Raw genomic sequence first — 20,662 nt, 5'->3', positions numbered from 1 at the left:
CATGAAACTTCGCGACCTTTTCGGTGACGACGCCACCATGGACGCGCCGACTGGCGAGCTTGCCGTCACGGGTCTCGCGGTGGATAGCCGTGCGGTGAAGCCCGGAGACCTTTTCTTCGCGCTTGCCGGTACGAAGACAGATGGCGCGCGGTTCATCGATGTCGCGATCGCGTCGGGCGCCGTTGCAGTGGTCGGCGACCACGCGCACGCGTCCGGGCGCGTCCCGTTCATCGCAACGCCGAATCCGCGGCGCGCGCTGGCGCTGGCCGCCGCTAAATTTTACAAGCAGCAGCCCACAACCATTGCCGCCGTTACCGGGACCAGCGGCAAAACCTCGGTCGCGGCATTCACGCGGCAGATCTGGCAGCGGCTCGGCTATTCGTCGGCGAGCATCGGCACCATCGGCGTGGTCGCACCGTCGCGCACGGTCTACGGCTCTGTGACGACGCCCGATCCGATCGAGTTGCATCGGGAGCTGGATCAGCTCGTGAGCGAAGGCGTGACGCATCTTGCGCTGGAAGCGTCCTCGCATGGTCTTGATCAATATCGACTCGATGGCGTGCGGGTGCGTGCCGCAGGTTTCACCAATCTGTCACGCGATCACATGGACTATCATCCGACCGTCGCGCACTATCTCGATACAAAGCTGCGGCTGTTCCGCGAGCTGGTCGAGCCGGACGGGGTTGCGGTGATTTCCGCGGATCATGACTGTTCGGTTATCGTGATCGAAGCGGCGAGCGCGCGCAACGTGCCGGTGATGCGTGTCGGCCGTCGCGGGGACGGTGCGCACATCGGCATTCGTCTGGTCGCGGCCACTATCGAGGGCTTTGCGCAACGAGTGACTCTCGAGCACGCCGGACGCGAGCGTGTCATACGTTTGCCTCTGGTCGGAGAGTTCCAGATCGAGAATGCGCTGGTGTCGGCCGGTCTCGTCATCGGGAGCGGTGGCGACGTGGATGGAGTATTTGCGGCGCTCGAGTATCTCGAAGGCGCCAGGGGACGGCTTGAACTGGTCGGTGAGCGCAATGGTGCTCCGGTCTTTGTTGATTACGCCCACAAACCGGATGCGCTGGCGAAGGCGTTGCAGGCGTTGCGGCCCTATGCCCAGCGCAAGCTCGTGGTGGTGTTCGGAGCGGGCGGTGATCGTGATGCAGGCAAGCGTCCGCTGATGGGCGCAATCGCCGCCGATAACGCGGATGTGGTTATCGTGACCGACGATAATCCGCGCAGCGAAAATCCCGCCGCGATCCGCGCCGCGATCCTCGCCGCCGCCACGGGCGCCCGCGAGATCGGCGATCGAGCCGAAGCGATCCGTGCTGCGATTGCGGGGCTGCAGCCGGGCGACGCCTTGCTGATTGCCGGCAAGGGTCACGAGACCGGACAGATCGTGGGTGATCGCGTGCTGCCGTTCAGCGACCACGAGGCGGCTATCGCGGCACTGACATCGAGGCAGACATGAGCGCGCGCGCATTGTGGACTTTGGACGCGATGGTTACGGCGATGCGGGCCGAGAGGCGCGGGGCTTTGCCGGCGGTGATTACCGGAATCTCCATCGACAGCCGAACTATCGCGCCGGGCGAGGCCTATTTCGCGATCAAGGGTGACGTGCACGACGGTCACGCTTTTGTCGATGCCGCCTTGAAGGCGGGTGCGGCGCTGGCGGTGGTTGAGGCCGCGCAGCGCGATAAATTCGCCGCCGATGCGCCCCTGCTGATCGTCGAGGACGTGCTTGCCGGCTTGTGCGATCTGGCGCGGGCCTCGCGCGCGCGACTTTCAGCGCAGGTGATCGCGGTGACGGGATCTGTCGGCAAGACTTCGACCAAGGAGGCGTTGCGGAGCGTCCTTGGCGCGCAGGGCAAGACACATGCCTCGGTGGCTTCGTTCAACAATCACTGGGGCGTACCGCTGACGTTGGCGCGCTGCCCGGCGGATGTGCGTTTCGCCATCTTCGAGATCGGGATGAATCACGCTGGCGAGATCGAGCCGCTGGTGAAGATGGTGCGGCCGCATGTTGCGGTCATCACCACGGTCGAGCCGGTGCATCTCGAGTTCTTCTCCGGCATAGAGGCGATCGCCGACGCCAAGGCGGAAATTTTCGAAGGCGTCGAGCCGCGCGGCGCTGTCGTGCTCAATCGGGACAACGCTCAGTTCGCGCGGCTACAAAGACGTGCAAAGAAACTCGGCATCGCGAACATCGTCTCGTTTGGCTCGGACGAGAAGGCCGACGCTCGCCTGCTCGACGTGGCGTTGCATCCGGCGTGCTCCGCTGTGCACGCCAAAATTCTCGGCCATGAGCTGACCTATAAGCTCGGTATGCCCGGCCGTCACATGGCGATGAATTCGCTGGCGGTGCTGGCGGCGGCGTCACTGGCGGGCGCCGATCTTGCGCTTGCGGGGCTTGCGCTATCGCAGGCGCAGCCGGCCGCGGGGCGCGGCGTGCGCCATGCGCTGACCGTGCCGGGCGGGGAGGCGACCCTGATTGACGAAAGCTATAACGCCAATCCTGCTTCGATGGCTGCGGCGCTGGGCGTGCTTGGCGGGACCGGTGTCGGGACGCAGGGTCGCCGCATCGCCGTGCTGGGCGATATGCTGGAGCTCGGTCCCAAAAGTGCGGACCTGCATCGTAGCCTGACCGAGGCGATCAATGCCAATGCGGTCGACATGATTTTTTGCTGCGGCCCTCTGATGCGCAACCTGTGGGACGCGCTTTCCTCCGGCAAGCGGGGCGGTTATGCAGAGAACTCGGCCGCGCTCGAATCGCAGGTGGTGGCGGCGATCCGCGTCGGCGACGTCATCATGGTCAAGGGCTCGCTCGGATCGCGAATGAAATTGATTATAACAGCGCTTGAAAAGCGATTTCCCGACAACGCCGCGCACGACGGAGTCGCGGTTTAGGGTTTCATAAAATGTTTTACTGGCTGATCGATCTTTCTAACACGGTTCCGGGGCTCGGCATTTTCAAGCCGCTGCTGAACGTCTTCCGCTACATCACCTTCCGCACCGGCGGCGCGATGGTGACGGGCGCGTTGTTCGTGTTTCTGTTCGGCCCCTGGATTATCGACAATCTTCGCCTGCGTCAGGGCAAGGGACAGCCGATCCGCACCGACGGGCCGCAGTCGCACCTCGTCAGCAAAAAGGGCACGCCGACCATGGGCGGCCTGATGATCCTGTCGGGACTTGTCGTGTCGACCGTGCTGTGGGCCAACCCCCTCAATCCGTATGTCTGGATTGTGCTCGCGGTGACGCTCGGTTTCGGCTTCATCGGCTTCTATGACGATTACCTGAAGGTGACGAAGCAGACCCACGCCGGATTCTCTGGGCGCACCCGCCTGCTGCTCGAACTGTTGATCGCGCTGGCCGCGTGCTATGCGCTGACCCGGCTCGGCCGCGAGCCGTTCTCGACGGCGCTGGTGATCCCGTTCTTCAAGGACGTGGCGCTGGACCTCGGCTGGTTCTTTCTCGCCTTTGGTGCATTCATCATCGTCGGAGCCGGCAACGCGGTGAATCTCACCGACGGCCTCGACGGTCTCGCCATCGTGCCGGTCATGATTGCGGCAGCGAGCTTCGCCATGATCGCCTATCTCGCCGGCAACGCGGTCTTCGCCGACTATCTTCAGATCAACTACATCGCGGGGGCGGGCGAACTGGCAGTGCTGTGCGGCGCGGTGCTCGGGGCCGGTCTCGGCTTCCTTTGGTTCAACGCCCCGCCGGCGTCGATCTTCATGGGTGATACCGGTTCGCTGGCGCTCGGCGGCATGCTCGGCTCGATCGCGGTGGCGGTGAAGCATGAAATCGTGCTGGCCGTGATTGGCGGCCTGTTCGTGCTGGAAGCGGTGTCGGTGATCGTGCAGGTCATGTCGTTCAAGCTCACCGGCAAGCGCATCTTCAAAATGGCGCCGATCCACCACCACTTCGAGCAGCTCGGCTGGACCGAGCCGCAGATCGTGATCCGGTTCTGGATCATCTCGGTGATGCTGGCGCTTGCCGGCCTTTCGACGCTCAAGCTGCGGTGATGATGGATATGCGCGCTTCGCTCGTCTCGACCCGACAAGGGGGGAGGGAACAGGTATGCGGTGTGTGGAGCGCCTCGCCATGATCCCCATCACTTTCTTTGCCGGCAAGACGGTCGCGGTGTTTGGCCTCGGCGGCTCGGGTCTTGCAAGCTGCCACGCGCTGAAGGCCGGCGGCGCTGAAGTGATTGCGAGCGACGACAACGTCGACAATCTTGCGAAGGCGGCAAAGGCTGGTTTCGTCACCGCGGATCTGCGAAACGTATTGTGGACGAATTTTGCCGCGCTGGTGCTTGCGCCCGGCGTGCCGCTGACCCATCCGGCGCCGCACTGGAGCGTGCTTGCGGCGCGACAGGCGGGTGTCGAGGTGATCGGCGACATCGAACTGTTCTGCCGTGAGCGGAAGCGCCATGCCCCTGACGCGCCCTTCGTCGCCATCACCGGCACCAACGGCAAATCCACCACCACAGCGCTGGTCGCGCATCTGATGCGCGAGGCCGGGCACGATGTGCAGATGGGCGGCAACATCGGCACCGCGATCCTGTCGCTGGAGCCTCCGCGCAGAGGACGCGTGCATGTGATCGAGATGTCGTCGTACCAGATCGACCTTGCCCCCTCGCTCGATCCGACCGTCGGCATTCTGCTCAATGTCAGTCCCGATCATCTCGATCGTCACGGCAGCATCGAGCACTATGCGGAGGTGAAGGAGCGACTCATCGCCGGTGTGCAGCCGCAGGGCACGGCCGTCGTCGGTGTTGACGATCGCTGGTGTGGAGCAGTCGCCGACCGTCAGGAGCAGGCCGGCCGCAACGTCGTGCGGGTGTCGGTGAAGCGGCCGCTGGCGTACGGTATCAGCGTCGAACAAGATAGGATCGTTCTTGCGTCTGGTGGTGCGCGCAGCGAAATCGCTGACATTGGTGGAATCGGGTCGCTGCGCGGGAGGCACAACGCGCAGAACGCAGCGTGCGCTTCGGCGGCGGCGCTGGCGCTCGGGGTCAGCCGGGAGATCCTGCAGCAGGATTTACGCAGTTTCCCCGGTCTCGCGCATCGCATGGAGCAGGTGGGGCGCAAGGCTCACGTGCTGTTCGTCAACGACTCCAAGGGCACCAATGCCGACGCCACCGAGAAGGCGTTGTCGTCCTTCACCAATATCTTCTGGATCGCCGGGGGCAGACCGAAGAGCGGCGGCATCGCCTCGCTCGACGCGTTCTTTCCGCGCATCCGGAAAGCCTATCTGATCGGAGAAGCGGCGCAGGATTTCGCTGCAACGCTGGAAGGCAAGGCGGCTTACGAGATCAGCGCCACGCTGGAGGCCGCAGTGCCTGCCGCGGCGCGTGATGCGGAAGCCTCCGGCCTTGCGGACGCCGTGGTGCTGTTATCGCCGGCCTGCGCCTCGTTCGATCAGTTTCGCAATTTTGAGATCCGCGGCGATCGTTTTCGCGAACTGGTTCGGGCGTTACCGGGCGTCACACCCGTCGTGTAGCTCGTGCCGCCGCAAATGCGGCCTCATGCCGGGACCTGATCCTGACATCCATCGAACTTCGTGAATTTGCAAAGAGGTATGGGTTGCCCCTTTGCGCGAAGACGTGCTTCGCGCTTTTGGCGAGCGATGACGAAGATATAGCAACAGCCTTAACTCTCCGGTAACCACGATGAGGGACCAATGGGTTATCTCCGCCCGCAGGACCCGCCATGATTTCACGCGAACAACGCACACCGCTCTCGGAATGGTGGTGGACCGTGGATCGGTTGCTGCTGGCGGGTATGGTGCTTCTGATGCTCACCGGCGTGGTGCTGTCGCTGGCGGCGAGCCCGTCGGTGGCGACCCGGATCGGCCTTGATCCATTTCACTTCTTTCATCGTCATGTGCTGTTTCTGCTACCGTCGATCGTCGTGATGGTCGGCGTGTCGTTTCTGTCGCCGCGTCAGATCCGCCGCTCGGCGCTGATCGTGTTCGGGCTCAGCGTCGTGTTGATCGTCGCCACGCTCGGGTTCGGTCCGGAGGTCAAGGGCGCGAAACGCTGGATCACGATCCTCGGCGTCAACATCCAGGCCTCAGAATCCGCGAAGCCCGCTTTCGTCGTACTGGCGGCCTGGCTGTTTTCGGAATCCGCGCGCAAGCCTGAGATGCCGGCGACCTCGATGGCGCTGTCGCTGCTGCTGGGACTCGTCACACTGCTGGTGATGGAGCCGGACTTCGGCCAGACCATGCTGATCCTGATGGTATGGGGAGCGCTGTTCTTCATCGCAGGCATGCGCATCGTCTGGGTATTCGGTCTCGCAGGCGCGGCGATTGCCGGCTTGTTCGCGGCCTACATGATGGTGCCGCACGTCGCGCTCCGTATCCGGCGCTTCATGGATCCGGCCTCCGGCGACACCTTCCAGGTCGACACCGCGATGGACGCTTTCGCCAACGGTGGATGGTTCGGGCTCGGCCCCGGCGAGGGCATCGCCAAGCGAAGTCTTCCGGATAGTCACACCGACTTCGTGTTCGCGGTCGGCGCCGAGGAATTCGGCATCATCATGTGCCTCGGGCTGCTGGCGCTGTTCACCTTCATCGTCATGCGCACGCTGTCGCGCGCTTATGCGTCGGAGGATCTGTTCTCGCGTTTTGCCGCGTCCGGGCTCGCGATCATGTTCGGCGTGCAGGCCGCCATCAATATGGCGGTCAACCTGCATCTGATTCCCGCCAAGGGCATGACGCTGCCGTTCATTTCCTATGGCGGCTCGTCGATGGTCTCGCTCGCCTATGGCGTCGGCTTGATGCTGGCGCTGACGCGCGAACGGCCGCGCACGGAAATGGAATCAATAAACGCCACTGCCGCCGCGAGCTATGCGTAACCTGGTCCTGCTGAAGCAACTTCGTCATTGCTTCGCGACGCTCGCAATGACGTTCGGAACGCAAATCTCATGACCACCACGCCTCTCATCCTGCTCGCCGCTGGCGGAACCGGGGGTCACCTGTTTCCCGCCGAGGCGCTCGGCGTCGAGCTGATGAAGCGCGGCTTGCGCGTGCGGCTGGTGACGGATGCGCGTGCCCTGCGTTATAGTGGGCTGTTCTCGAAAGACATGACCGACGTGGTCCCGAGCGAGACGGTGCGCGGCCGCTCGCCGCTGGCGCTGGCGCGTACCGGCCTGATGCTCGCGGTCGGCACAGCCGTCGCTCTCAATCTGATGCGCGTTCTGAAGCCCGCGGCCGTAGTCGGATTCGGTGGCTATCCGACCTTGCCCCCGCTGATCGCAGCGCAGCTCAAGGGCATTCCGACCCTGATCCATGATTCCAACGCGGTCATGGGCCGCGCCAACAGCTTTCTGTCCAAGCGCGTCAGCGCCATCGCCACCTCGCTGCCGGGCGTGCTCGACAAGGAACCGTCGCTGATCGGCAAGACCACGACGACCGGTACGCCGATGCGGCCTGCGATTCTCGCTGCCGCCATTGTGCCGTTCGCAGCACCAGGCTCGAACGATCCTTTGCGTGTTCTCGTGGTTGGCGGTAGCCAGGGTGCGCGCGTCATGAGCGACATCGTGCCGAATACAATTGAGAGACTCGAACCGGCGCTGCGGCAGCGATTGATATTGACCCAGCAGGTGCGCGACGAAGATGTGGCGCGGGTGCGCCTGGTCTATGACCGGCTGAAGATCGAAGCGGAGCTTGCGCCGTTCTTTGCCGACCTCCCGGCGCGGCTGGCGTCGAGTCACATCGTCGTATCACGCTCGGGGGCGGGTACGGTGGCTGAACTCGGTGCGATCGGACGCCCCTCCATTCTTGTGCCGCTGCCCGGCGCGATCGATCAGGACCAGTTCGCCAATGCCGGCGTGCTCGCCGATGCCGGTGGAGCGATCCGCATCGTGCAGTCCGACTTCACTCCAGACCGGCTCGCGGCGGAATTGTCCGCGCTCGCGGAGGAACCGTCGCGGCTCGCGGCCATGGCGGCGGCGGCACGCAAGGTAGGCCGCCTCGACGCAGCCGAGCGGCTGGCGGATCTGGTGATGAAGGTGGCGCGACTTGATTCGCCAGCGTGACGGCTTGACATTTGCCATCATGGCCGGACTTGTTCCGGCCATCCGCGTTTTGCATGAATCGGTTCGAAAGCAAGACGTGGATACCCGTGATAAAGCCATGTGCCGGCGAGTGCCGGGTAAGCGGGCATCAGGACTTTTGCGAGAAGACGACCCATGAGATTGCCGCGCGAAATCGGCCCTATCCACTTCATCGGCATCGGCGGCATCGGCATGAGTGGCATCGCCGAGGTACTGTGCAACCTCGGCTACACGGTGCAGGGCTCGGACGCTTCCGAAGGCGCTAATGTGGTGCGTCTCCGTGAGAAGGGCGTCAAGGTCACGGTTGGTCATAAGGCCGAGAACGTAAACGGTGCTGACGTGCTGGTCGTTTCGACCGCGATCAAGCGCGACAATCCCGAGTTGATGGCGGCGCGCGCGCAGCGCATTCCGGTCGTGCGCCGCGCCGAGATGCTCGCGGAACTCATGCGGCTGAAAAGCTGCGTCGCTATCGCCGGCACTCACGGCAAGACGACGACGACATCAATGGTTGCAGCGCTGCTCGACGCCGGCGATTTCGATCCCACAGTCATCAACGGCGGGATCATCAACGCCTATGGCACCAACGCGCGGCTGGGGGCCGGAGAGTGGATGGTGGTGGAGGCCGACGAGAGCGACGGTACCTTTTTGAAGCTGCCGACCGACGTTGCTATCGTCACCAACGTCGATCCCGAGCATCTTGATCACTTCAAGACTTTCGATGCAGTCCAAGATGCATTCCGCTCGTTCGTGGAGAACGTGCCGTTCTACGGCTTTGCGGTGATGTGTATCGATCATCCGGTCGTGCAGAGCATGGTCGGCAAGATCGAGGACCGCCGCATCATTACCTACGGCGAAAATCCGCAAGCAGACGCGCGGCTGATCGATCTCGCACCGAACGGCGGCGGCTCGCATTTCAAGGTGGTATTCCGCAATCGCAAGACCGATGCCGCCCACGAGATTTCCGATCTGGTGCTGCCGATGCCGGGTCGTCACAACGCGCTCAACGCCACAGCGGCAATCGCGGTGGCGCACGAACTCGGCATTCCCGACGCGGCAATCCGCGGCGCCATTGCAGGGTTCGGCGGCGTCAAGCGGCGCTTTACCAAGACCGGCGAGTGGAACGGCGTCACCATCATCGACGACTACGGTCATCATCCAGTCGAGATCGCAGCAGTGCTGAAAGCGGCGCGCGAGTCTACCGGCGGCAGGGTCATCGCCGTGGTGCAGCCGCATCGCTATACGCGGTTACAAGCGCTGTTTGAGGAATTCTGCACCTGCTTTAACGACGCCGACACGGTTGTCGTCGCGGACGTCTATCCGGCGGGCGAGGCGCCGATCGCGGGCATCGACCGCGATCACTTCGTACTCGGTCTGCGTGCCCACGGCCACCGTGAGGTGGTACCGCTGCAGGAGTCCGCGGCGCTCGCGGGTGTTATTGCGGGTCTTGCGAAGCAGGATGACTATGTCGTGTGCCTCGGCGCCGGCAACATCACGCAATGGGCTTACGCGCTGCCCGGTGAACTCAAGGCCCTGAGATGAGCACGCGCGCACCGAGTTTGCGTCCGTTTTGGCCGGGCTTGTCCCGGCCATCCACGTCTTTTGAGTCATAGCGTCGGGCGTGGTTTCAATGACCTTCCCCGACATCACGACAAAACTGAAATCGCAGATGCCGGAGTTGCGCGGGCGGCTGCTGGCGAATGAGTCGCTGGCGCCGCTGACATGGTTTCGCGTCGGTGGCCCGGCGCAGGTGCTGTTTGCGCCTGCGGACGAAAACGATCTCGCCTATTTCCTGCTCCATCTGCCGGAAGATATCCCGGTCTACTGCATCGGCGTCGGCTCCAACGTTGTGGTGCGCGACCGCGGCTTGCCGGGCGTGGTGATCCGCCTGTCTCCACGCGGATTCGGCGACGTTACGACCGATGGCGACATCGTGCGCGCCGGCGCGGCCGCGCTCGACAAGCGTGTCGCGGAAGCTGCGGCTGCGGCGAATATTAGCGGGCTTGAATTCTATTTTGGCATTCCCGGCACCGTCGGCGGCGCGCTGCGCATGAACGCGGGCGCCAACGGCAGCGAGACCAAAGATGTTCTCTTCGAAGCCCGCGCAGTCAGCCGCCGTGGCGAAAAGATGGTCTTCGATAATTCCGGCATGGCGTTCGAATATCGCAGCAGCAGAGTCGATCCCTTCGTCATCTTTACCGGCGCGATATTTCGTGGCCGTATCGCCGAGCCGGAAACAATCCGCGCGCGTATGAACGACGTGCAGACTCACCGCGAGACGGTGCAGCCGATCCGCGAAAAGACCGGTGGTTCGACGTTCAAGAATCCGCCGGGCCAGAGTGCCTGGAAATTGATCGATGCCGCCGGGATGCGCGGCCATCGTGTCGGCGGCGCGCAGGTATCGGAAATGCACTGCAATTTTCTCATCAATACTGGAGAGGCCACGGCGCGTGACATCGAAACCTTGGGCGAATCCGTCCGCGAACGGGTAAAACAGCATTCCGGTATCGAACTGCAGTGGGAAATCAAGCGGATCGGGGTTGGAGCATGACCCCCGACAAAGGAAGCCTGGCTTTCGGATAAGATCATGTTCGATCATAAAGATAAGGCGAGCAGTTGGTTCAACGCAGTTGATCAGGCTCTCGAGAAGGTCGATGCGCATCACCATTTTGTTCGGCGGCAGCAACAAAGAGCGTCTCGTTTCGGTCGCGAGCGCGCAGGCGCTGCATCACGCTTTGCCGGAGGCCGATCTTTGGTTCTGGAACCATCGCGACGAAGTCATCGGCGTGCGACCCGACGCGCTGAGAAATCATGCGCGGCCGTTCGAGGACGAGTTCGTCCCTGCCGGCGCCGGCACGCCGCTTGAACGGGCGCTGGATCGAGCGAAGGCCGAGAGTCGCCTTCTGGTGCTCGGCCTTCACGGAGGCCGCGCCGAAAATGGCGAACTGCAGGCGATGTGCGAACTCCGCCGCATTCCCTTTACGGGGTCGGGCTCGGCCGCCTCTCATCTTGCGTTCGACAAGGTTGCGGCCAAGCGGTTCGTGGCCCTGGCCGGTGTCATTACGCCGGCGCACATCTTGCTTGAGAACATCGATCGCGCGTTCGCCGAACACGGTCGGCTGGTTGCTAAACCTGCGTGCGACGGATCGAGCTATGGCCTGATCTTCATCAGTGCGCCGCAGGACCTCGTCACCGTTCGCGACGCAGCGAAGACAGAAGACTATGTGATCGAACCGTTCGTGTCCGGCATCGAGGCGACTTGCGGCGTGCTGGAGCATTCCGACGGTTCGGTCGTCGCGCTTCCACCGGTTGAGATCGTGCCGGCCGAGGGCGCGTTCGACTATGCCGCGAAATATCTGGCGAAGACGACGCAAGAAATTTGTCCGGGGCGTTTTTCGCCGGAGATAGCCACGCAGATCATGGATCATTCACTGCGGGCGCATCTGGCGTTGTCCTGCCGCGGCTATTCCCGCACCGACTTCATCGTGACAGGCAAGGGGCCGGTCTATCTCGAGACCAACACCCTCCCGGGCATGACCGCGGCGTCGCTTTACCCGAAGGCGCTTCATGCACACGGGATCGGGTTTGCGGATTTCCTCCGTGATCAAATCGTGCTTGCCGAAAAGACAGTACGTCCGATTTGAGGAGCCTGGCGCAGCGCGCTGAGGGAACCGCGAAGGGCAATCCGACGGGCTGATCCCGAAAAGCCGCAAGGCATTCTTTTATCGCGCCAAAATGCGGCCTGTCCGCACCGCATTTACCTTTTGTTTACCAGGACGTCCCAAGGTTAACACTGGCGGCGCATGTGGCGTTTTGGCTGCCGGGGCGCGAGCTGTCGCGGAATTTTCCGCTTCCGACCGCATCGAGGGAACAGCGGACCTGCCGGAGGTCGGCACCCCGCCCGGTATCGCTAAAACGTTGGGTGCGCTCCCAAATTCGTGTTTCTGCGTTCAGCACCGCGGTTCAAGCGGGGCGGGGCGAAACGGTGACGAGCTCGCGCAATGAATGGTGGAGGACACCTCGATCGGTCGTTGAGATTGCCGAGGTTCAAGTCTGGCCTGTTGAAGGAGGTCGGCCTGCTCGGGTTGGCCGCCAGCGGTGCCGCCATCTTGCTGCGCGAACAGCTCGACAAGCTGAAGCGCGCACGGGCGGAACGTCTGGATGCGCGTGCCAGGAATCCCAACCGCGCGATTGCCTTTATCGAACGCCACGTTCCGCGCCGGCTTGGCGCGGTCATGACCGTTGTCGTCGTCGGTGGCAGCGCCGCGTTCGGCGTGGTCGCGGGCGGCCATGTCGATGAAGCGATCGCGGCCCTGGACGACACGCGCAATGCACTCGCTAACGCCGCGGGCTTCGGGATCACATCCGTTACCATCAATGGCCGCACGCAATTGACGCAGGATGAGGTGTTGGCCGCAGGCGGCGTCAACGGTCGTTCATCCCTCCTGTTCCTCGATGCCGCCAGCGTGCGTGACAGCCTAAAGGCCAATCCGTGGATCGCGGATGCGACCGTGTTGAAGCTTTATCCGGGCGCGCTCCAGATCGACATCACCGAGCGTCTCCCCTTCGCGCTTTGGCAGGAGAACGGCAAGCTCGCGGTGATCGCCGCCGACGGAATGGTGCTCACGCCATACGTCGCGCAGCGCTTCGCGTCGTTGCCGCTCGTGGTCGGCAAGGGGGCGGAAACCCGCGCCAAGGATTTTCTCGCGCTGGTTGCGAACTATCCTGTTGTGAATAGCCAACTCAAGGCCGCGATCTTCGTCGGCGAGCGGCGCTGGAATCTGCGTCTCAAGGATGGACTCGACATCCGGCTTCCGGAGAACGACGTCGGTCTCGCGCTCGCTGCGCTCGTAAAATATGACAGGGAAAATAAGTTGCTGTCGCGCGACATCACCGCAATCGACCTGCGGCTGCCCGATCGCCTGACCGTGCGGCTTTCGGAAGAGGCCGCAAAGGCGCGCGAAGAACAGACCAAGAAATCCAGCAAAAAGGCCGGCAGCGCATGACGGTCCTCGATCGCGACCAGGCCCCGAAAACTCGGCCGATGCAGCGCAATCGCAGCGCGCTGGTGGCATCGCTGGACATCGGCACCAGCAAGATCGCCTGCATGATCGCAAGGCTGCGGCCCAGCGCACCGAACGATGCGTTGCGCGGACGAACCCACGCAGTGGAGCTGATCGGCTACAGCCAGATTCAGTCGCGTGGCATGAAGGCCGGCGCGGTGACCGATCTCGCCCAATGCGAGCAGGCGGTTCGCCAAGCCGTCTCACTGGCCGAGCAAATGGCAAAGGTCCGGGTCGAATCCGTGTTGCTGTCGGTCTCGGCCGGACGGCTGCAAGGACAGTTGATTGAAGCGGCCTCCCACATTCAGGGTGGCGCGGTTACCCCGTCCGATGTCAGCCGGGTTACTTCGACCGGAATGCATCACGCTACGGCCCCCGGGCGCACCGTGCTTCATGCGCTGCCGGTCGGCTATTCGCTCGACGGCGTAAAGGGTATCCGCGATCCTCGCGGCATGGTGGCGCGCCGGTTTGGCGTCGATATGAACGTCGTGACCTCGGAGGCGACTGTCGCGAAAAACCTGATGCTGGCGGTGGAGCGCTGCCATCTCACCGTCGAAGCCATGGCTGCCAGCCCTTATGTTGCTGGCTTGTCGGTATTGACCGACGACGAGGTCGATCTCGGCGCCGCGGTCGTGGAGATGGGGGCGGGAACCACCACGATCGCGATCTATTCGGCTGGGCGCTTTATTCATGCCAGCGGTTTTGCCATCGGCGGACATCACGTCACGATGGACCTCGCGCGCGGATTGGGGGCGTGCATTGCGGATGCCGAGCGAATCAAGACGTTATATGGCACGGTGCTAACGGGCGGCTCGGATGTCCGCGAACTGATGACGGTTCCGGCAGCCGGAGACAGTGACAGTGATGCGCCGCAGGTCGTGTCGCGTGCGACCATCGCCAACATCGTTCGTCAGCGTGTTGAGGAGATTTTTGAGATGGTCAGGGACCGGCTCGCGGATTCCCCATTTGCCGCCGAGCCGCGTGCGCGGGTCGTGTTGAGCGGCGGTGCGTCTCAGCTTACTGGCATTCCCGAACTCGCCCGACGCGTCCTCGGTCGCCCGGTCCGCATCGGCCGCCCGCTCGGCTTCGGCCGCCTGCCCAATGAGGCCAAAGGCGCTTCGTTCGCCGTTCCGACCGGGCTGCTGGTGTATCCGCAATACGCGCATCTGGAACATGTGGAGCCGCGGCGCACGCGGCAGGTCCGGACAGGGACAGACGGTTATTTCGGAAAGGTCGGACGATGGCTCCGGGAGGGCTTCTGATGAATTTTCCGCCAATTTGCAGATTTCCATCAATTCCCGCGGTCGACGACCGCCGGCATAGCGACACCGCGCGTGTAATCGAGAGGCAACCATGACCATCAATCTCAACGTTCCCGACATTCACGAGCTGAAGCCGCGGATCACTGTATTCGGCGTCGGCGGCGCTGGCGGCAACGCGGTCAACAACATGATCACGGCCGGACTGGTCGGGGTCGATTTCGTGGTTGCCAACACCGATGCGCAGGCGCTGACCATGTCCAAGGCGCAGCGCATTATCCAGATGGGCACGCAGGTCACCCAGGGGCTCGGCGCCGGTTCGCAGCCCGATGTCGGCGCTGCCGCGGCGCAGGAAGTCATCGACGAAATTCGCGATCACCTCTCGGGGGCGAACATGGTGTTCGTCACCGCCGGAATGGGCGGCGGCACTGGCACCGGTGCTGCGCCCGTTATCGCCAAGGCCGCGCGCGAAATGGGGATCCTGACCGTCGGCGTCGTCACCAAGCCGTTCCACTTCGAGGGCCAGCGCCGGATGCGCACCGCCGACTCGGGGATCGGCGAGCTGCACAAGGTGGTCGATACGCTGCTGATCATTCCCAATCAAAACCTGTTCCGGGTGGCTAATGAGAAGACCACCTTCGCCGACGCCTTCGCGATGGCCGATCAGGTGCTTTACTCGGGCGTGGCCTGCATCACGGACCTGATGGTGAAGGAAGGTCTGATCAATCTCGACTTCGCCGACGTCCGCGCCGTGATGCGCGAGATGGGCAAGGCGATGATGGGCACCGGGGAGGCTTCCGGCGAGAAGCGCGCGCTCACCGCCGCCGAAGCGGCGATCGCCAACCCGCTGATCGACGACAGTTCGATGAAGGGCGCCAAGGGGCTCCTGATTTCGATCACCGGCGGCAAGGATCTCACCCTGTTCGAGGTCGACGAAGCCGCCACGCGGATTCGCGAGGAGGTCGATCAGGACGCCAACATCATCGTCGGCGCTACGTTCGATGAGAGTCTCGACGGCATCATCAGGGTGTCGGTGGTCGCGACCGGCATCGACCAGGGCACGATTGCGCGTGCTGCGGCCACCCCGGCCGCGAAGACGGTATCCGCTGCGCTCGACCCCCGTGCGGCCGAATTGACTGCAAAGCTCCGTGAGGACAACAAGCGTGCTTCCGCTAATCTCGCTCAGAAGCCCATCGAGCCACGGCCTGCCGCCCAGCCAATGCAGCCAGCTCAGGCTCCGACCGCTCAACCCGCCGCTAATGTAGAGCGTGCAGCGTTGGAAGCGATTGCCGCTGCGGTTGCCGAGCCAACGCCACCGCCTGCTCCGGCTCCCGTGCAGCCGGCCTCGTACGGCGACGTTACTGTTCGGCCGATCGCGCAGAAGCCGACGCTGTTCCCGGATCATGATCCCGCGCCGCGCGAGCAGCATGAGACGCCGCCGCCGGAAAACTTCATCCCGCAGCCGGCCGAGCGTGCCCCGGTCCGCGTTCCTCGGATGCCGAGGATGGAGGAACTACCGATGCCAGCGCAGAATGAAATCCGACAGGCCCGGGGCGAGGTCGACGGAGAGCATCCGCAGAAGAATCGGCTGTCGCTATTGCAACGTCTGGCCAATGTTGGTCTCGGCCGGCGCGATCAGGACGCCGAGCCTCCTCTCGCGGGTCGCGAGGCCGGGCCAGCCATGGCTCAGATGCCGCCATTGCCGGAGCGCCGGCCGCAGCGCAGCGTTGCCGAGCAGATGGGTAACGAGCCGGTATCAGAGTACGCGCGCCGTCCGTCGCCTCAAGGACTGGATTCTCACGGCCGTCCGGTTCCCGTTACGCCCGCTCCGCAAGGCGATGATCACCTGGATATCCCCGCTTTTCTTCGCCGTCAGGCCCACTGAAGTCTGTAACAATTGAAAATTGGAAAGGGCTCCGACCTTGTAGGCCGGAGCCCTTTCTCTCTTTATACGGTATCTAGTTTTTCTGCGTATTTTACTGAAATTAATAGAAAATTAGTGTCTTCGGATTTTCGTAGAAGGTCACGCTCCGACGGAAAATTTGGTTAAGGGGCGGCGTTATTGCGGCGGAGATGGGGTAACAATCGGTAAAGAAGCGTGAGTTGGCGCGCTTTGGGGCAACCGGTATGTTCTAGGCGTGACTTTGGGGATCACGAATCGATTCGTCGCCTTTGCAGGCGGAGACATCGGCTTTCGGGATTAGTCACTTGGGCAAAGACTTTATGAGATTCAACCGCCAGACGACGCTTCGTTCGCGAGCCACCGTGACGGGTGTCGGCGTTCATTCCGGACTACCAGTCAATTTGACCCTTGGGCCTGCCTCGATCGATGCGGGTTTTATTTTTGTCCGTATCGGTCCCGATGGAACCGAACGTCGGGTGCGAGCTGCGGTAAAATCCGTGACCTCGACCCAGTTTGCCACTGTCCTGGGCGACCAGCAAGGCTCGCTTGTATCCACCGCCGAACACGTTCTTGCTGCATTGCGAGGCCTTGGGGTCGACAATGCAACCATTGAACTCGACGGACCTGAAGTGCCGATTATGGATGGCAGCTCGGCGGCGTTCGTCGCCGCGATCGATCAGGCTGGTATTGTCGAGCAGTCGGCAGCGCGCCGCTTCATCCAGGTTCTGAAAACGGTCCGGGTGCAGAAGGGCGAGGCGTTCGGCGAACTGCGACCGCGCAGGCGCGGTTTTCGCATCGACATCGAGATCGATTTCGCCAATCCGGTGATCGGCCATCAGGATTATTCCATCGATCTCAATCCCGAAAGTTTTCGTCGCGAAATTAGCCGGGCCCGAACCTTCGGTTGCATGAACGATGTCGAAAGACTCCGGAGCGCGGGTTTTGCGTTGGGCGCGTCATTTGAAAATTCCATGGTGTTCGATGACGAGCGCCTGTTGAATACCGGCGGTCTGCGCTACGCCGACGAGTGTGTGCGACACAAGGCTCTCGATGCGATCGGCGATCTGGCTCTCGCAGGGTTTCCGCTGATCGGCGGCTATCGTTCGGTGCGTGGCGGGCACAAGCTCAACCACGCGGTACTCACGGCCCTGATGGCCGATCGGACTGCGTGGCGGGTGGTTGAGGATCAGCCGGCTCCGCGTCCGCGCAGTCAGGGCGAAGTGGTCGGCGGAATGGTGGGCGGCATGGTTGCGGCCTATGGTCCCAACGTGTCCTGAGTTCTGTCCGGACTCGCACGCTTTCATCCATTCTGCTCGATAGCGCGCCCTGATCCTGCACGGCTCCGCAGTCTCACGCGAAATGCTTGGGCGGCAGTATGGACAGGCGAGATCCGGATGAATCGGACCAAAGCCTTACTTTCGATCGAACATGATCTTGTCCGAAAAGTGATTTCCGCTCGGGACCGCGCCCGGTGTTCCCGCCTTAATCCTGGCGAAATACCTGCTTACCCCGTTGGTGGACGGATTCTTTTCGGCTAAACGGGTCGCGGGAAAAGGCAGCGCGTCCTGTTTGCCTCGTGCTTGGATCGCCGTATCACGGACGTCGGATTTTCATCAATGTTGGCTAAGCGTATGGCGCTCGGACTGAGCGAGTTCAGGGATCGCGCCGCTCTTGATCGGCTTGGCGGGAAACTCCGGCTCGCCGCCAGTCTTGCACTTGTTGCCGTTACCGTGGCTGGCTGCGGGACCGGACCGCTCTTGGACAAGCTCACGGCAAAGGACGAACAGACCTTCAGCGATGACCCGGCGGACAAGCTCTACAATGAGGGCTTGTTCCTGATGAACAAGGAGCGTGACCTCAAGGCGGCCACGAAGAAATTCGACGAGGTCGACCGCGAACACCCCTATTCGGAATGGGCGCGGAAGTCGTTGTTGATGTCGGCCTATGCATCTTATCAGGCGGGCGATTACGATACGTGCATCGGCTCCGCGTCGCGCTACGTGACGCTCCATCCGGGCACCTCGGACGCCGCCTATGCGCAATATTTGATCGCCGTCTCGAACTACGACCAGATCCCCGATGTCTCGCGCGACCAGGCTCGCACCGAAAAAGCCATGCACTCCATGGAAGAGGTGATCCGTAAATATCCGACGTCCGAATATGCCGGCGAAGCTAAGAAGAAACTTCAGGCCGCGCGCGATCAACTCGCCGGCAAGGAAATGGCGATCGGCCGCTATTATATGGAGCGACGTGATTATACGGGCGCCATCAACCGCTATAAGGCCGTGGTGACGCGCTACCAGACCACGCGGCATGTCGAGGAAGCGCTGGCGCGGCTGACCGAAGCCTACATGGCGATTGGAATCGTTGCCGAGGCGCAGACCGCCGCGGCTGTGCTCGGCCACAACTTTCCGGACAGTCGCTGGTACAAGGACGCCTACAATCTCGTGACGTCAGGGGGAAGCCAGCCCAGCGAGAATAAAAGCTCGTGGATTAGCAAGGCGTTCAGGAAAGTGGGGCTTGGCTAGACATTCCCAAGCCGTTTCAGCGAATGCTGTTGCGAATGCGGAATCGAAGGGCACCCTTGGGCTGCCGATGCCGTAGTCAATCCGCGGCTCTGGTTTCGCGATCCGAACTTCGCTAGTCTCCGTGCCACGCTTCTCTGCATCTCTCAACGACTTTCGGCAGGAACCGGCCTCCTATGCTTGCGCGCCTTTCGATCCGCGACATCGTCCTGATCGAGCGGCTCGACATCGAGTTCGCCTCCGGTCTTGCGGTGCTGACCGGCGAGACCGGCGCGGGAAAATCCATTCTGCTTGATGCCTTTGCGCTGGCGCTCGGCGGTCGCGGCGATGCCGGGCTGGTCCGTCACGGCGCGGAGCAGGGTCAGGTCACGGCCACCTTCGATGTTCCCAAGAACCATCCGGCCTGCGTCATCCTTACCGCCAATGGCATCGACGGTTCTATTTCTGAAGATTCGGGCGAGATGATTCTTCGACGGGTTCAACTCGCCGACGGTCGCACCCGAGCCTTCATCAATGATCAAGCGATCAGCGTGCAGACCTTGAAGGCGGTAGGCGCTACGCTGGTGGAGATTCATGGCCAGCATGACGAGCGGGCGCTGGTCGATGCATCGACCCACCGCCGGCTGCTCGATGCCTCTGCGGGGCTGGACACCGAAGTCGCCGCGCTGGAGGTGTTGTGGGAAGCTCGCCGCCGCGCCCGCGCGACGCTTGACGATCATCGCGCCGGCGTGGAGCGCGCCGCGCGAGAGGCCGAGTTTCAGCGGCATGCCTCCGACGAGTTAACACAACTCGCACCGCAGGACGGCGAGGAAACCGCGCTTGCCGAACGTCGTGCCACGATGATGGCGGGCGAAAAGATCGCAACCGACCTGCGCGAGGCGCAGGACGTCGTCAGCGGTCATGGCTCACCGGTGAGCGTGCTGGCGGCTGCGGTGCGGCGGCTGGAACGGCGAGCTGCGAATTCGCCGCAACTGGTCGAGCCGGCGGTCAGGGCCATCGATGCCGCCATCAACGCGCTGGAGGAGGCGGACCAGCATCTCGCGGCGGCGCTCGTTGCCGCCGATTTCGATCCGGCCGAGCTGGAGCGTATCGAGGAACGGCTGTTCGCGCTGCGCGCGGCGTCGCGCAAATATGCGACGCCGGTCGACGGCCTGGCTGCGCTTGCCAAGAAATACGCCGCGGAAGTCGCGCTGATTGATGCCGGTGCGGATCGATTGACCGTTCTGGAAAAAGAGGCGGCCGACGCCGACAAACGCTATACAGCGGCAGCGGCGAAACTCTCGGCCGCGCGCACGAAGGCTGCTGACAAACTCGACAAGACGGTCAACGTCGAGCTTGCGCCGCTGAAACTCGAGCGCGCCAGATTTTCCACGCAGATCGAGTCCGACCCGTCGGCACCGGGACCGCAAGGTTTCGACCGCGTCGAGTTCTGGGTGCAGACCAATCCCGGCACGCGACCGGGGCCGCTGATGAAGGTCGCCTCGGGAGGCGAACTGTCGCGCTTCCTGCTGGCGCTGAAGGTGGTGCTCTCCGACAAGGGCTCGGCGCCGACGCTGGTGTTCGACGAGATCGACACCGGAGTCGGCGGTGCGGTGGCCGACGCCATCGGCGCGCGGCTGGCGCGCTTGGCCTGCAAGGTGCAGGTGATGGCGGTGACGCACGCGCCGCAGGTCGCGGTGCGGGCCGATCAGCATTTGCTCATTTCAAAGGATGCGCTGGATCGCGGCAAGCGCGTCGCCACGCGTGTTGCGACGCTGGCTGAGGATCACCGCCGCGAGGAGATCGCGCGGATGCTTGCCGGCGCCGAGATCACCGCTGAGGCTCGCGCCGCCGCGGACCGGCTGTTGAAAGCGGCAGGGTAAGT

General features: G+C 63.1%; 15 protein-coding genes. All 15 read left to right on the top strand.

Translation table 11 applies throughout. The features are described from left to right. The first annotated feature begins 1 nt into the window (after window position 1). Window positions 2-1,459 (top strand): UDP-N-acetylmuramoyl-L-alanyl-D-glutamate--2,6-diaminopimelate ligase, encoded by a 1,458-nt coding sequence (locus tag ACZ5IL_RS16915; protein WP_464596927.1) that lies wholly within the window; start codon window positions 2-4, stop codon window positions 1,457-1,459. Next, complete coding sequence (locus ACZ5IL_RS16910; protein ID WP_464593298.1) at window positions 1,456-2,895, top strand: UDP-N-acetylmuramoylalanyl-D-glutamyl-2,6-diaminopimelate--D-alanyl-D-alanine ligase; 1,440 nt, start codon at window positions 1,456-1,458, stop codon at window positions 2,893-2,895. Before ACZ5IL_RS16915 ends, ACZ5IL_RS16910 begins: the two co-directional genes overlap by 4 nt. 11 nt (window positions 2,896-2,906) lie before the next feature. Next, window positions 2,907-4,013 (top strand): phospho-N-acetylmuramoyl-pentapeptide-transferase, encoded by a 1,107-nt coding sequence (mraY, locus tag ACZ5IL_RS16905; protein ID WP_464593296.1) that lies wholly within the window; start codon window positions 2,907-2,909, stop codon window positions 4,011-4,013. A gap of 79 nt (window positions 4,014-4,092) precedes the next feature. Beyond that, a complete protein-coding gene (murD, locus tag ACZ5IL_RS16900) occupies window positions 4,093-5,493 on the top strand; it encodes a UDP-N-acetylmuramoyl-L-alanine--D-glutamate ligase (RefSeq protein WP_464593294.1) in 1,401 nt (466 codons plus the stop codon). A 209-nt stretch (window positions 5,494-5,702) separates the two neighbouring features. After that, entirely contained in the window at window positions 5,703-6,851 is a 1,149-nt protein-coding gene (gene ftsW / locus ACZ5IL_RS16895; RefSeq protein WP_464593292.1) for a putative lipid II flippase FtsW, read from the top strand. A gap of 69 nt (window positions 6,852-6,920) precedes the next feature. Further along, window positions 6,921-8,033: an undecaprenyldiphospho-muramoylpentapeptide beta-N-acetylglucosaminyltransferase gene (gene murG, locus ACZ5IL_RS16890; RefSeq protein ID WP_464593290.1), complete on the top strand. Its 1,113-nt coding sequence runs from the start codon at window positions 6,921-6,923 to the stop codon at window positions 8,031-8,033. 153 nt (window positions 8,034-8,186) lie between these two features. Continuing rightward, window positions 8,187-9,590 carry a UDP-N-acetylmuramate--L-alanine ligase gene (murC, locus tag ACZ5IL_RS16885; RefSeq protein ID WP_464593288.1) on the top strand — a complete coding sequence of 468 codons (1,404 nt, stop codon included), beginning with the start codon at window positions 8,187-8,189 and terminating at the stop codon, window positions 9,588-9,590. An 88-nt stretch (window positions 9,591-9,678) separates the two neighbouring features. Beyond that, the gene (gene murB, locus ACZ5IL_RS16880) at window positions 9,679-10,599 is read left to right on the top strand and encodes a UDP-N-acetylmuramate dehydrogenase (protein ID WP_464593286.1); all 921 of its coding nucleotides are present in this window, start codon (window positions 9,679-9,681) and stop codon (window positions 10,597-10,599) included. A 103-nt stretch (window positions 10,600-10,702) separates the two neighbouring features. Further along, complete coding sequence (locus tag ACZ5IL_RS16875) at window positions 10,703-11,692, top strand: D-alanine--D-alanine ligase family protein (RefSeq protein ID WP_464593284.1); 990 nt, start codon at window positions 10,703-10,705, stop codon at window positions 11,690-11,692. A gap of 357 nt (window positions 11,693-12,049) precedes the next feature. Next, on the top strand, window positions 12,050-13,054 hold the full coding sequence (locus ACZ5IL_RS16870) for a cell division protein FtsQ/DivIB (protein WP_464593282.1): 1,005 nt from the start codon (window positions 12,050-12,052) through the stop codon (window positions 13,052-13,054). Next, window positions 13,051-14,373 (top strand): cell division protein FtsA, encoded by a 1,323-nt coding sequence (gene ftsA / locus ACZ5IL_RS16865; RefSeq protein ID WP_079446112.1) that lies wholly within the window; start codon window positions 13,051-13,053, stop codon window positions 14,371-14,373. The genes ACZ5IL_RS16870 and ftsA overlap by 4 nt, the downstream gene beginning before the upstream one ends. A 91-nt stretch (window positions 14,374-14,464) precedes the next feature. Beyond that, complete coding sequence (gene ftsZ, locus ACZ5IL_RS16860) at window positions 14,465-16,255, top strand: cell division protein FtsZ (protein WP_464593280.1); 1,791 nt, start codon at window positions 14,465-14,467, stop codon at window positions 16,253-16,255. A gap of 338 nt (window positions 16,256-16,593) precedes the next feature. After that, window positions 16,594-17,550, top strand: a complete 957-nt coding sequence (gene lpxC / locus ACZ5IL_RS16855) for a UDP-3-O-acyl-N-acetylglucosamine deacetylase (RefSeq protein WP_464593278.1) — start codon at window positions 16,594-16,596, stop codon at window positions 17,548-17,550. A gap of 354 nt (window positions 17,551-17,904) precedes the next feature. Continuing rightward, a complete protein-coding gene (locus tag ACZ5IL_RS16850) occupies window positions 17,905-18,801 on the top strand; it encodes an outer membrane protein assembly factor BamD (protein ID WP_464596926.1) in 897 nt (298 codons plus the stop codon). 173 nt (window positions 18,802-18,974) lie between these two features. Next, entirely contained in the window at window positions 18,975-20,660 is a 1,686-nt protein-coding gene (recN, locus tag ACZ5IL_RS16845) for a DNA repair protein RecN (protein WP_464593276.1), read from the top strand. The last annotated feature ends 2 nt before the right edge of the window (window positions 20,661-20,662 follow it).

Source organism: Nitrobacter sp. CN101, from assembly GCF_055390255.1.
The sequence above is the reverse complement of the archived record's forward strand: the minus strand, read 5'-3'. Positions and strand labels throughout refer to the sequence as shown.